Origin of the sequence: Microbispora sp. NBRC 16548, assembly GCF_030268985.1 — a bacterium.
GTDB lineage: Bacteria > Actinomycetota > Actinomycetes > Streptosporangiales > Streptosporangiaceae > Microbispora > Microbispora catharanthi.
Map to the genome: position 1 here is coordinate 637,307 of NZ_BSSF01000004.1, position 12,446 is coordinate 649,752.

A 12,446-nucleotide genomic window follows, 5' to 3' on the forward strand; every position below is an offset into this window, starting at 1 on the left:
GACCCATCCGGGTGGGCCGCCTGCCCGATGGGCCTGGTCCCGACCGAGGTCGGGCTCCAGGATCTGTCCAGTGCAAGGCAGGTCAGCGGCGGGGTAGCACGCCCAGGAGGGTTGTGGTCAGGGCCAGCTTCAAGGAGTCCTTCAGCTCCAAGTGGAAGCGGGCCAGGTCGGGCTCGGCCTGGTAGGCCGCCTGCAGGCTGGGTGGGGGTGTGCTGTACGCCGACAGCGCGCCGGCCATGACCATGGTTTGCAGGCTGAACAGTGTTGCGTTCTCGCCCAGCTCCGGCAGGTAGTTCTGGATCAGGGCGGTCATGGTTGTCAGGCGGTCCAGGGAGGCGCGCTTGTAGCGTGCTACGACCTCGACGGAGACGTTGTGTTCCAGGACGCTGCCCTGCGCGCCGAAGAGGTCGCACAGCACCACTCGGCCGGAGAGCGAGCGGCTGAGGATCTCGGCCACCGCTGCCGCTCGCTCGGCCATGGGTAGATTTTCGTCAATGCCGACGGCCAACTCGCCCGCCAGTTCCGTCAGCCACTCCTGCAGGAAGTGGTCCAGCAGTTCCAGCAGCACCGCCTCGCGAGACTCGAAGTAGCGCAGCACGTTCGGCTTCGCCAGGCCTACCCGGCGGCTGAGCTCGTTCAGGGTGACCGCGGCCACGGGCATCTCGTTGAGCATCGCCGACGCCGTGTCGAGGATCGCCCGTCGGCGGATCTCCCGCTGCTCTTCGGTTCGCGCCCGCTGGAAAGTCACGATTGCCAGCCTAGCTAAGGTACCTCCGGTACGTTGACAACGTACCGGAGGTACCTTAGTGTCGCCGGTGCAAGATACCCTCGGTACGTTAGTTAGTTGGGAGTCTGACATGGGCGAGAAGTGGACGACGGCGAACATTCCGGACCAGCGCGGGCGGGTGGCCGTGGTGACCGGGGCCAACACCGGACTGGGGTACGAGACCGCCAGGGCGCTCGCCGAGCGCGGGGCGTCCGTGGTGCTCGCCGTGCGCAACGTCGAGAAGGGCGAGCAGGCCGCGGCCCGCATGACCGGCGACGTGACCGTGCAGGCGCTGGACCTGACCTCGCTCGACTCCGTCCGGACCGCGGCGGCGGCGCTGCGGTCCCGGCTCGACCGGATTGACCTGCTGATCAATAACGCCGGCGTGATGTACATGCCGAAGCAGACCACCCGGGACGGCTTCGAGATGCAGTTCGGCACCAACCACCTCGGCCACTTCGCGCTCACCGGGCTGCTGCTGGACCTGATGCTGCCGGTGCCCGGTTCGCGCGTGGTGACGGTCAGCAGCACCGGCCACCGCATCCGGGCCGCGATCCACTTCGACGACCTGCAGTGGGAGCGGTCGTACAGCCGGGTCGCCGCCTATGGTCAGTCCAAGCTGGCCAACCTGATGTTCACGTACGAGCTGCAGCGCCGGCTCGCCACGCACGGCACCACCGTCGCGGTGGCCGCGCACCCCGGCATGTCCAGCACCGAGCTCGCCCGCAACACCCCCGCCGCCCTCCGGCTTCCGCTCACCTGGCTCGCGCCGCTGATCACCCAGACGCCGGCGATGGGCGCGTTGCCGACCCTGCGCGCCGCCACCGACCCCGCCGTGCTCGGCGGCCAGTACTACGGTCCCGGCGGACGCTTCGAGGTCATGGGCCACCCCCGGCTGGTCACCTCCAGCCCGCAGTCGTACGAGGTAGCCGTCCAGCAGCGGCTGTGGGCCGTCTCCGAAGACCTCACCGGGGTGAAGTTCCCCGTCGTTCAGTCCAAGCAGAACTCGTTTCCCTCCGGATCGGCCATCACGATGTAGCCCGCGCCGGTAGGAGGCGCCGGCTCGTCGCGGCGCAAGCGGGTGGAGCTCGGCCGCGAATTATCGCCCGAGGAGAACCGCTACCACCAGCAATACCTCTTCAAGGGGCCAAACGGCTACCGCGGCCTCGGCGGCACCGATCTGAGCTGCCCCGTCGGCCTGGCGACCTCCAGCGGGGAGTAGCGGGATCGTGAGACCTCCGAGCGGCGTGGCGCTACTCGGAGGTTTCAGGTTTCTGATGCCAGCGATTTGCTACTTGAAGTAGTAAACTGTCGCTATGAGTACGCCTGAGCAAGCCTTCCCGCCAAGGGAAGGGCCCGCGGCCAAGGTGAGCGTCTCCTTGCGGGCCGGCAACATCCGCGCGATCAAGGAGCGTGTCGGCGCACGCGGGTTCTCGGCCTATGTTGATGCCGCTGTGGAGCGGCAGATTGAGCGGGACCTGCTGGAGGAGGCCCTGCAGGCGAACGAGAACGAGTGCGGTCCCATCCCACAGCATCTGCGGGACGAGGCTGAGCAACTGTTCCGTAGCGTGAAGTCCGCTCCGGAGCTACAGGAGGAGCGTGGATGGCACGCGCACGAAGCAAGCTGAGTGCGGGGACGGTGATCCTTGGCTCCGAGGGGCTCTCGAAGTGGTGTGCGGCCGACCAGCGAGTCACGGCGATTGTCCGAGAGGCGCAGAACAACGACTTCCGCGTTGCCATCAGTGCCCTGACGCCTATCGAGGCCTTCGACGGCCGGGTGACAAACGATCGGTTGCGCTGGCACCTGTCCCGGTTGCGTGTCGAGCCGGTGACTGAGGAGGTCTCCGTTCACGCGCTGGACCTGCTCCGTGAGAGCGGTTTTCACGGCCACAAGTACGCGATCGATGCCGTCGTGGCCGCCACGGCTCTTCGCTCCACCCGGCCCGTCATCATCCTCACCTCGGACGAGGACGACATGAGCAAGCTCTGTGGTAAGGCGGTTCGCCTCGTACGCGTGTAAGCGCTGATTTATTGTGCCAGCGATTCGACTACCACCAGCAATACCTCTTCGAGGTGCCGAACGGCTACTGCGGCCTCGGCGGCACCGGTGTCAACGCAGGTGGCCCTTCGGCCTGGTGCCCGACTGGGCTGACGACCTCTTCGGAGGAGTAGCCGGGATTGCTGAGACCTCCGGGTGGCTGTCAGGCATGCTCGGAGGTCTCGTTCTTGTCCGGGGCCACGAATGAGCCCATGCATGGGGTGGTGACGATGAAGCCGTCTTCGCGGAGCTCGGCGGTCACCTTACGGATGCTGACGCGGGCGACGCCGAACTCGGCTCTGTAACCTGCTGTGCATAAGAGAGTTTTAGGAGCTGGTAGCGGGCTTCCCCGGCTGGTCGATCTGGCGCAGCCGAGCGGACGACAGGCCGGGAGATTGGTACGCGACGCGGAGGGGCCATCGGCTTACCCAGGCCGAGCTCGTGGCCGGGCTTGCATGACGGTAGCCGCGGAAACTCTGAACGAGCTGCGGCGCGAGCTGGACGAACAGACGGGGCCGGTGGGCGCGAGATCGTGGCTGGGCTGGGCTGAGTCAGTCGACCAGGCCGGCGCGGTAGGCGGCGATGGCCACCTGTACGCGGTTCGTGACGGCGAGCTTGTCGAACAGGTGGGAGATGTGGCTCTTGACCGTGGCCTCGCTCATGTTGAGGCGGGCTGCGATCTCGGTGTTGGAGCGGCCGAGCCCGACCTCGGTGAGCACCTCGCGCTCGCGGACGGTCAGGGCCTCCAACCGGGCGAGCGCGTCACGGCGGCGCCGTATGGGCTGGTCGGTGGTGAGCCGGTGGATCAGCCGCCGAGTGACCTGCGGGGACAGCATCGAGTCGCCGCCGTGCGCGAGACGGATCGCCCGGATCAGGTCGTGCGGCGAGGTGTCCTTGAGCAGGAACCCGCAGGCTCCCGCCTCCAGGGCGGTGAAGATGTGCTCGTCGCTGTCGAACGTGGTAAGGATGATCACCGCGGGTGCCCGGGCGAGCCGGCGGATGGCCCCGGTGGCGGCCAGGCCGTCGTACCGGGGCATCCTGACGTCCATCAGGACGACGTCGGGCCCCAGGCGGCGGACCGCGTCGACGGCCTGGTTGCCGTCCTCGGCCTCGCCCACGACCTCCACGTCGGGTGCGGACTCGATGATGAACCGCAGCCCCGCACGGATCAGTGGCTCGTCGTCAACCAGCAGTGTCCTGATCATGTGATTCCCTTGGGGATGCGTCCGCGGCGTGCCACGGCAGCCGGCCCTCAAGACGCCAGCCTCCCGCATCGTCCGGCCTGCCGCGCACCGTTCCGCCGATCAGTCGGAAACGCTCCGCCAGGCCCACCAGACCGACCCCGGCGCCGGTCTCCAAACTCGGCTGGGTCGATCGTCCGTTGGCGACCACGATCGTGACGCCGTCTTCCCTGCTTCCGGTCGCCGTGACCGTGACCGGGGCCCCGTGGGCGTGCTTGTGCGCGTTGGTCAGGCCCTCCTGGACGAGGCGATGCGCGGCCCTGGCCGTTTCCGGTGGCCACGTGCCGATATCGCCGTGCAGGGTGACGGTCCCGCCGGCTGATACCCAGGAGTCCACCAGCCGCCGCAGGTCGGGGAAGCCGTCGTCATCGTCGGGCCCGGCGCGCAGCACGCCAAGGATCTTGCGCAGCTCTTCGAGCGCCTCCTGCGCGCTGACCCTGATCAGCGCCGCCTCCCGTTCGACGCGCTCCGGCCCTGCGCTCGCGTTCACCTCCAGGCCGCCGGCGTGCAGCGAGATGAGCGTTACCTTGTGCGCGAGCACGTCGTGCATCTCCCGGGCGATCCGGCCGCGTTCAGCGGACCTCGCCTGCTCGTCGCGCAGACGCTGCTCGGTCTCGGCGCGTTCGGCGCGCTCGCGCAGCGATCGGGTCAGCTCGCGGCGGGTGGTGGCGTACGCCCCTGCCGCCAGCGTGACCCCGACGGCGGTCATCGCCGAGATCAGCGCGTCGGTGCCCAACCGGCCGCCGTCCACCCATTGCTGGGCCAGGAACCCCGCCATGCCGATCGCCGCCAGCGCCAGGAAACGCGTGCCCGCGCCGGAGAACAGGCTGATCAGCAGCGGCCCCGGATTGCCCGACAGCACGTACGCGCCCGCCCCGACGGCGGCCACCGCGACCGGCCACCGGCCCCGGAACCACACCGCACCCGTGCCTGCCAGCCCGGCGGCGGCGATGACGGGTCGCGGCAGCGGCGCCCACGGCGTCTTGACTGCCAGGACGGTGAGGAAGAGGCAGAGCGCCACGGAGGCCGCGCTGATCGCGTGTGGCCCGAGCGCGGCCACCCGCCGAAGCGCCGCGCGGTACGACAGCATCGGTCCAGCGTAGCCAGGGCGGCGGCGCGCCACCTCATACCGGCGTCGGTGCCGGACGCCGGGCGGTCTCCGACTTTCGTCGCAGACGCCTATGGCCGCGATGGCGATGCGGCCGCACCCTCGCCGGCCGCATCGTGGACGGCCTCGACAAGGTCAGGAGTCCTCCCGTGTATGTCTTCCGTTCGATGCTCGTCGCGGCGTGCGCGGCGCTGATGATCCTCGTGCCGCCCTGCGTCGCCTCCCCTGCCGCGGCAGCTACCGATGTTCCGGACGAACGTGCTCTGGCGGACTTCTTCGACGCCGCGATGGCGGACGGGCTGGCGGCCAACCACGTGCCGGGCGCGGTCGTCTCGGTGGTGGGCGGTGGGAAGGTGCTCTTCAGCAAGGGGTACGGACTGGCCGACGTCGAGAACCGCAGGCCCTTTGACCCGGACACCTCGATGGTCCGGATCGCCTCGATCACCAAGCTGTTCACCTGGACCGCGGTGATGCAGCAGGTTCAGCAGGGCAAGCTGGACCTGAAGGCGGACGTGAACCGCTACCTCACCGCGTTCCGGATCCCCGCGACCTACCCCCGGCCGATCACCCTGCAGGACCTGATGGACCACACGGCCGGGTTCGAGGACCGCACGATCGGCGTGGGGTCGCGGAGCAAGGACGACGTGCCGCCTTTGGAGGACTATCTCGCCGACAACGTGCCCGCGCGGGTGCGCCCGCCCGGCGAGGTGTCGGCGTACTCGAACTATGGGGCGGCGCTGGCCGGATACATCGTGTCGCGGGTGAGCGGGCAGCCGTATGACGAGTACGTGCGCGACCACATCCTCGACCCGCTCGCGATGCGGCACAGCACGGCCGCCGAGCCCGTCCCCGCCCCCTTGGCCGCGGATCTGGCGCGCAGCTACGACTACGAGGGCGGGGCGTATCGGCGCAAGCCGTTCGTCTTCGACAACCTCGCTCCCGACGGGTCGATCAGTGCCACCGCGAACGACATGGCCCACTTCATGATCGCCCACCTGCTGGACGGACGCTTCGGCGACCAGCGCATCCTCGACGAGCCGACGGCCCGGCTCATGCACCGGCGGACGTTCGCGGCCGATCCGCGCATCGACGGGTACGCCCACGGGTTCAAGGAGCAGACGCTCAACGGGCATCGCGTGATCATGCACGACGGCGGCTGGGAGGGCTTCCAGAGCGCGTTGCTGCTGGTACCCGACGCCGACCTCGGCCTGTTCGTCTCCACGAACAGTCTGGGCGGGGGCGACGCCACTACCAAGATCATTCCCGCCTTCTTCGACCGCTTCCTGCCCGGAAAGCGCGCCGTGCCCGACGGCGGTGCTTCCGTCATGCCTGTTGAAGGCTTCTACAAGCTCACCCGGTCCGCCGAGTCCAGCATCGAGAAGGTGGTCGCCCTGACCAGTTCCACCCAGCTGCGGGTGGAGGGCGGGAAGCTCACCTTCAGGGGCTCGACGTGGAGCCCGCTGGGGCCCGGGCTGTATCAGCAGGACGGCGGCACACAGCGGCTGGCGCTGGTGACCGGCGGGAGCGGTGTCGCGTACGTGGCCACGGACGGCCCCGCCTACCAACGCGTCCCCTGGTGGGATACCCCGCCGGTCAATGTCGTCATCGTCCTGCTGTTCGCCGTCACCGCCCTGACCGCCGTGCTCGGCCTGCCGGTGGCCGCTGTGGTCCGCCGGGCCAAGAAGCGTCCCGTACCGCGTGTCTGGCGCGCCGGGCGTGTCCTGACTGGGCTCGCCGCCGCGGTCGGACTGGTGTTCGTGGTGCTGTTCACGCTGGTCCTGACCGGCGACACGAGCATCCTGTACGGCGTGCCGACCAACGTCCAGGTCCTCCTGGTGCTGCCGCTGCTGGTCCTCGCACTCACCGTCGCCGCGATCGCCACCACCGTGAGGGCCTGGCGGCGCGCGGGCGTCCTGGCCCGTGGCCACCAGGTGGTCGTGCTGGCGGGACTGCTCGCCCTCCTCTGGTTCTGCCAGCACTGGAACTTGCTCGGCTGGCACCTGTGATCACTTGATCACTCGACCGCCTGGCTCAGCAGGCTCTGGTACGAGCCTGTCCACGTGCCGCCACACGATGGCGTCGACGGTCCCGGCCCCGATGTCGCCGAGGAGTCGTTGCCATGCGGGGCGGGGGCTTCCGGAGTGGGCGCTGACGTCGTTGTCGGACCACCAGAAATACCTCTTCAAGGCGCCCAACGGCTACTGCGGCCTCGGCGGCACCGGCGTCAGCTGCCCCGTCGGCCTGACCGCCGGCGAAGCCTGACCTGCGGTAACTGACTGACCCTGGCCCTCGGTCGCCCGGCTGGCCCAGTGCCTACCGAGGGGCAGAGCCGCCTCTAGCCGGGCACACGTATATCAGAACACGTTCTGAGTATGATGAGTATATGAGCGCGAGCCATGCAGAGTCGGTGACGTTCTCAGACTTGTCGAGGAACCCGCGAGCGGTCGCGGAGCGTGCGACGCGTCTGGGGCGAGTACGTGTCACTCATCGGGATGCGCCGGACTTCTATCTAACGGCTGCACACCGCGAGGAGCAGCGAGACCGGACGCTCGCGACGGCGTCCCGCCTGTTCCTCGCGCTCCTCAAACATGATCCGACAGCCAGGACACTGGCTATCGCGATGCCTGAGGTTTTCCCCTGGGTCCGCCACCTCACCACGGACGAACTGCGAAGCTTCACGTTCGAACTGGTCGAAGCTCTGTCCGACGCTGCAGAACTGGACTTGGACGACAGGGCCGAAGAAGTGATCGTGGGCTGGCGGGCGACGGCTCGGATCAAGGCGGACTCAGCGGAGTTCGCCGATGCGCGTAAGCCGACGAGCGGAGACTTCGGACCGGTTGAAGTCTCTGTATGAGTCCCAAACGTGGGGATCGCGTCACCGTTCCTCCACCTGGCGATGAGTGGGACGTTCCGCTTCGCCACCAGTGATGCGGCAAGGGGGTGGGAGGAACTATGCAGGCACGCCCTGGCCAACACGCGGCGCTGTCTTGAGGACTTGCGCGCAGATCCTCGCTCGCGAGCCGATCACGAGCGCCAGCATCGTCTCCGTGGCGACCTCGCGGTTCATCGCCACAACGGCAAGGCTCTCGAACAGTGGGAATAACAAGTGGAGGCCGCGTCCGGTATGTCATCGACGACGGGACGCGCACCGTGTGGTTGATCTACGCTTCGCCTCGCCACCCGAAAGACACGGATGCGTGATCCGTTTGCTTGCCGATTTACTGCCTGAAGAGAATCGCTACCACCGGCAACACCTCTTCAAGGCGCCCAACGGCTGCTGCGGCCTCGGCGGCACCGGTGTCAACGCAGGTGCCCCTTCGGCCTGGTGCGCGACTGGCCTGGACGACCTCTTCCCACGCGGCCCCTCACTCAGCGGTAGCCCAATCGCCGGTTGGCTCGGCGCTCCACGAATACGTCAACAAGAGCCACGGTTAACGCGGCCAGCACGAACATGACGTTAACCAGTAGGGCGTGCTGGAACGCCGTCGCATAGATGCCTTGAGCCGAACCCACCGCCGCAAGACCGACGGAGGCGCCGATTCGCTGTCCTGTCTGAAGCACGCCGGCGGCAAGGCCGGCCTCGGCGGTCGGCACCGCTGACAAGGTGAGTGTCTGGTTTGGCGAGACGATCAGGCCGTTGCCCAGCCCTGCGAAAAACAGTGGTGCTGCGATCACCCAGGCCACGTTCTGGCCGGAAGCCAGCAGGATGGCGGGTTCCGTGGCGCCCAATCCAACCGTGACCAGCACCAGTCCGAATGCGACGAGCAGGCGGCCGAATCGGCTGACGAGTCGACCGCTCAGTGCGGCGCTGAATGTTGATCCCAGCGCGAACGCCGCACTCAGCAAACCTGCGCGCAGAGCGGAATAATGCAGGCCTTCTTGCAGGTATTGAGTGACGATGTAGAAGATTGCGGTGAATCCGCCAAAATACAGCGCCGCGAGCAATACACCCATGGCATATGAGCCTCTACGAAACAGAGAAAGATCAACTGTGGGAGTGTGTCGCTGACCGTGCCAACGCTCCCAGCGTACGAACCCGGCCAGTACGACGGACGCGGCCAACGCCAACAGCCACTTGGTCTGTCCCTGCCACTCCCGTCCTTCCACAAGCGGTAATAGCAGAAGAAATATGCCGGCGGCAAGAATTAAAACTCCAACAGGATCCATGCTCTCTCGATGTCGTTTTAAAACCTCCTTCCTGGGTACGTATCGGCACGCCAAGATCATGGCGGTGATGCTGATCGGTATGCTGACGTGCAGGACATGGCGCCAGCCCGCCGCTTGGCCGGTGAATTGAATAAGCAGGCCGCCCAGCAGTGGGCCGATTGCCGTGGAGAAGCTCATCGTGGCGCCCAGCAGTCCGAACGCCCGCCCTCGTTCCGCGCCCTGGAAAAGCTGCTCGATCAGGCCGGTGATCTGCGGGGCGGTCACACCTGCAGCAGCCCCCTGTGCGACCCGGGCCACAATCAGCCAAGCCGGTCCCGAGGCTGCTCCCGCCGCGGCGCTGGCCAACGCGAAAAGGACCATGCCGAAGACAAATACGTTGTGCCGGCCGTGTGCGTCGCCGAACCGCCCGGCGGGTATCAGCAGCAACCCGAAGGCGAACGCGTATCCAGAAACGACCCACTGGAGGTCACTCGGCGAGGCGTGTAACGCGATGCGGATAGAGGGTAGCGCCACGTTGACGATGCTGATGTCCAACCATGTGATGAAACCGGCGATCAGGCAGACGGCCAGGGCTTTCCATCGGCGGGGGTCCGAAGGATCTTGCCCATGCTCGCCGGGCGCCCCGCCTGCAGGGGCGCCGCCACTCATCTGGTCAGGCACCGGAGCAACGCACCATTACATCCGTCTCGCGACGGCACCGTACAGTGCCGCTTACTACTGCCACCCATAGAATCGTATCGAGCTGTCCCCATAAAACCGCACCGAGCCAAACCTTTCCTTGCGAACTCAAAATCCTTAGGCGACCCGGCATCGAGGGTGCTTCCCGCACCACCGTCGTGGCTGTTCCCGCGAGCGAGAAGGCGTGATGACGCTCGGTGGATCTCCCCATAGGCGATCGGCGAAATTCCCACGTGGTTGCTCGGCGGCATACGCAGGCAAGCTGACGACCTTGGATGGATCATTAACCGGGCTGGGTTGTGCGGCTGTTGAGCTGGGCATAACGTGAAGTTGTGTTGCCGTTGAGGGCCCTCCGCTTGCGAAGTAGCCATGTGGGTCATTTCCCCTGGACCGCTACGAGCGTTCAACGAGAGGGATACTTTTGTGATGGAGAAGGTTCAGCCGGTCGCGCTGCTGATCACTCGGGTCATCGTGGGCATAATCTTCATCGCGCACGGATGGGAGAAATTCACGAGTATCGACGCTACGACCGCGTTCTTCAAGTCGGCCCATGTACCCCTGCCTGGGGTGTCGACCTTGGCGGCCGCGACTCTCGAACTGGTCGGAGGCGTGGCTCTTGTGCTCGGGCTGCTGCTGCCGGTGTTCGGCACGCTACTTGTGCTCGACATGCTGTTGGCGATCGTCTTCGTTCACGCAAGCAAAGGCTTCTGGGTATCCCAAGGCGGTTACGAGTTCGTTCTGGCACTCGCGGCTGCCACCATCGCCATCGCCTATAGCGGGGGAGGAGCCCTCGCTGCGGACAGCCTGTGGCGGCGGGGTCGCGAGGCCCAGCGATGACACTCCCCACCGAGAGCAGGGATGTGGCGATCTCGACCGAACTGCGCCGATGGCACGACCACGATCCGGCCAAGTTCACCAGGTCCCGCCGTCGCTACTGGCCATAGAGCGCGCGGGAAGTACCCGCCCGCCCGAGATCGGGCACTACAGCATCCATGCCATGTTGGAGGCCTGGGTCGGGTAGACGAACAGCGCGTGCTTCAGCGCGTCAGCGCGGACGTCCGCTCGGATGGCAAGAGCGAAGACGTTCGCGAATTCGTCAGCCTCCGGGCCCAAGAGGTGAGCTCCGAGAATCCTGCCGCTGTCCTTCTCGATCAGGATCTTGTACATCGACGTCGGCTCGGCGACCCGCCGCGCTGAGTACCAGCCAGAGGTATCCGCCTGGTTGACGGTAAACGTCAGGCCCTTGGCGTGGGCTTCCTCCTCGGTCATCCCCACCGCGCTCAGTGCGGGAATCGAGTAGACCACACTCGCCATGCCGAGGTAGTCCGCCGTACGCTGGTTGCCCTCCATGATGTTCTCGGCAACGAGGCCGCCCTCGTACTGAGCGAGGGGCGTCTCGGGCAGAGCTCCACTGTCGGCCGCATCACCCGCCGCGTACACCGCCGGGTTCGAGACGCTCTGCAGGTGGCCGTTGACCCGGATCCCACGGCGATCGAACTCGACCCCCGCGGCGGACAGATCGAGATCGTCCACCTCGGGTGCGCGACCAGCCGAATGGACGACCATGTCCGCCTCGAACACCTCAGGCCCCGAATCCGTCAGGGCCGTGACCTTGAAGCTTCCCGGTGCTCCCTCGACGCCCGTGACCTTCGTACCAGTCCGAACGTCGATGCCCAGGTCACGGGTGCGCTCCAATAGCCGCGCCACGAGGTCTTGGTCGAAGTGTTTGAGCGGTCGAACCCCTCCGTGCAGGATCGTGACTGTCGCCCCGGCCCTGGCCGCGATGTGCCCGAACTCGAAGCCGATGTAACCGCCTCCGACAAACGCGATCCGTCGAGGCAACTCCTGCAGGTCGAGAAACTGGTCGCTGCGGGTGAGATGGTGCTCGCCCTGGATGCCCAGCCTGGCCGGCCACGCGCCGACTGCTACGACCAGGTGAGTGCCTTCGAGCACGTCCTGGCCAACCTCGATCGAACGCCGGTCAAGAAAGCGTGCACGCCCGTGGAAGGGTTCCACCCCTGCTTGGACGAAGCCATCCTCTCGCTGCCGGGGAAAGGGGTCTGTGAACGTGGCCTTGAAACGGATCAGCTCAGGCCAGTCGATGCGCAGGTCCCCAGCAACGCCTCGGCCCTCCATGCGACGTTTCCGATCGATGATCTCGGCCGCTCCCACCAACACCTTCTTGGGGTCACAGCCGCGCAGCCCACAGGTACCGCCGAAGGGCCGGGAATCGACGATCGCCACGTTCCGGCCGGCCGCCCGGCATCGCATGGCCACCGCTGAGCCGGCTTCCCCTGTTCCGATCACGACGACGTCAAAGGACTTCTTCATGATCCATCCTTCTGGTTATCCCGTTCGATCGGGTGTTATTCGCTGACGGCACCAATCGCCCGACGCTGCTGCGCGAAAGTGCTCGCGCGCTGACTTTCCGTGACCGTGCTGTGCCCT

General features: G+C 66.8%; 11 protein-coding genes and 2 pseudogenes. 8 read left to right on the forward strand and 5 right to left on the reverse strand.

Going from position 1 to position 12,446, the window contains the following annotated elements; genetic code table 11:
- Positions 1–82: 82 nt before the first annotated feature.
- On the reverse strand, positions 83–748 hold the full coding sequence (locus QSK36_RS14110; RefSeq protein WP_285782702.1) for a TetR/AcrR family transcriptional regulator: 666 nt from the start codon (positions 746–748) through the stop codon (positions 83–85).
- Positions 749–857: 109 nt separating this feature from the next.
- On the opposite strand from QSK36_RS14110, the gene QSK36_RS14115 reads away from it, so the two are divergent.
- From QSK36_RS14115 to QSK36_RS43705, 4 genes and pseudogenes are all read left to right on the forward strand, one after another.
- The gene (locus QSK36_RS14115; RefSeq protein WP_285782703.1) at positions 858–1,805 is read left to right on the forward strand and encodes an SDR family NAD(P)-dependent oxidoreductase; all 948 of its coding nucleotides are present in this window, start codon (positions 858–860) and stop codon (positions 1,803–1,805) included.
- A 277-nt stretch (positions 1,806–2,082) separates the two neighbouring features.
- Entirely contained in the window at positions 2,083–2,394 is a 312-nt protein-coding gene (locus QSK36_RS14125; protein WP_285782704.1) for a hypothetical protein, read from the forward strand.
- Positions 2,370–2,786: a PIN domain-containing protein gene (locus QSK36_RS14130; protein ID WP_183544704.1), complete on the forward strand. Its 417-nt coding sequence runs from the start codon at positions 2,370–2,372 to the stop codon at positions 2,784–2,786. Before QSK36_RS14125 ends, QSK36_RS14130 begins: the two co-directional genes overlap by 25 nt.
- A gap of 26 nt (positions 2,787–2,812) precedes the next feature.
- Positions 2,813–2,938 (forward strand): annotated as a pseudogene (locus QSK36_RS43705) (peptide-methionine (S)-S-oxide reductase MsrA); the annotation flags it as partial.
- A gap of 417 nt (positions 2,939–3,355) precedes the next feature.
- Here QSK36_RS43705 and QSK36_RS14135 read toward each other — a convergent pair.
- Entirely contained in the window at positions 3,356–4,009 is a 654-nt protein-coding gene (locus QSK36_RS14135; protein WP_285782705.1) for a response regulator transcription factor, read from the reverse strand.
- Positions 3,987–5,135, reverse strand: coding sequence for a sensor histidine kinase (locus QSK36_RS14140; RefSeq protein WP_285782706.1), 1,149 nt, complete (start codon positions 5,133–5,135; stop codon positions 3,987–3,989). The genes QSK36_RS14135 and QSK36_RS14140 overlap by 23 nt, the downstream gene beginning before the upstream one ends.
- Positions 5,136–5,302: 167 nt before the next feature.
- Here QSK36_RS14140 and QSK36_RS14145 point away from each other — a divergent pair, with 167 nt between their 5' ends.
- From QSK36_RS14145 to QSK36_RS14155, 3 genes and pseudogenes are all read left to right on the forward strand, one after another.
- Positions 5,303–7,159, forward strand: coding sequence for a serine hydrolase domain-containing protein (locus QSK36_RS14145; protein WP_285782707.1), 1,857 nt, complete (start codon positions 5,303–5,305; stop codon positions 7,157–7,159).
- 160 nt (positions 7,160–7,319) lie between these two features.
- Positions 7,320–7,415, forward strand: a pseudogene (locus QSK36_RS14150) (peptide-methionine (S)-S-oxide reductase MsrA); the annotation flags it as partial.
- Positions 7,416–7,536: 121 nt separating this feature from the next.
- On the forward strand, positions 7,537–8,007 hold the full coding sequence (locus QSK36_RS14155; protein ID WP_285782708.1) for a hypothetical protein: 471 nt from the start codon (positions 7,537–7,539) through the stop codon (positions 8,005–8,007).
- A gap of 515 nt (positions 8,008–8,522) precedes the next feature.
- Here QSK36_RS14155 and QSK36_RS14160 read toward each other — a convergent pair.
- Complete coding sequence (locus tag QSK36_RS14160) at positions 8,523–9,980, reverse strand: MFS transporter (protein WP_285782709.1); 1,458 nt, start codon at positions 9,978–9,980, stop codon at positions 8,523–8,525.
- A gap of 444 nt (positions 9,981–10,424) precedes the next feature.
- Here QSK36_RS14160 and QSK36_RS14165 point away from each other — a divergent pair, with 444 nt between their 5' ends.
- Complete coding sequence (locus QSK36_RS14165; protein ID WP_183544715.1) at positions 10,425–10,835, forward strand: DoxX family protein; 411 nt, start codon at positions 10,425–10,427, stop codon at positions 10,833–10,835.
- Positions 10,836–10,979: 144 nt separating this feature from the next.
- On the opposite strand, the gene QSK36_RS14170 is transcribed toward QSK36_RS14165, so the two are convergent.
- Positions 10,980–12,329 (reverse strand): dihydrolipoyl dehydrogenase family protein, encoded by a 1,350-nt coding sequence (locus tag QSK36_RS14170; protein WP_285782710.1) that lies wholly within the window; start codon positions 12,327–12,329, stop codon positions 10,980–10,982.
- Positions 12,330–12,446 lie beyond the last annotated feature (117 nt).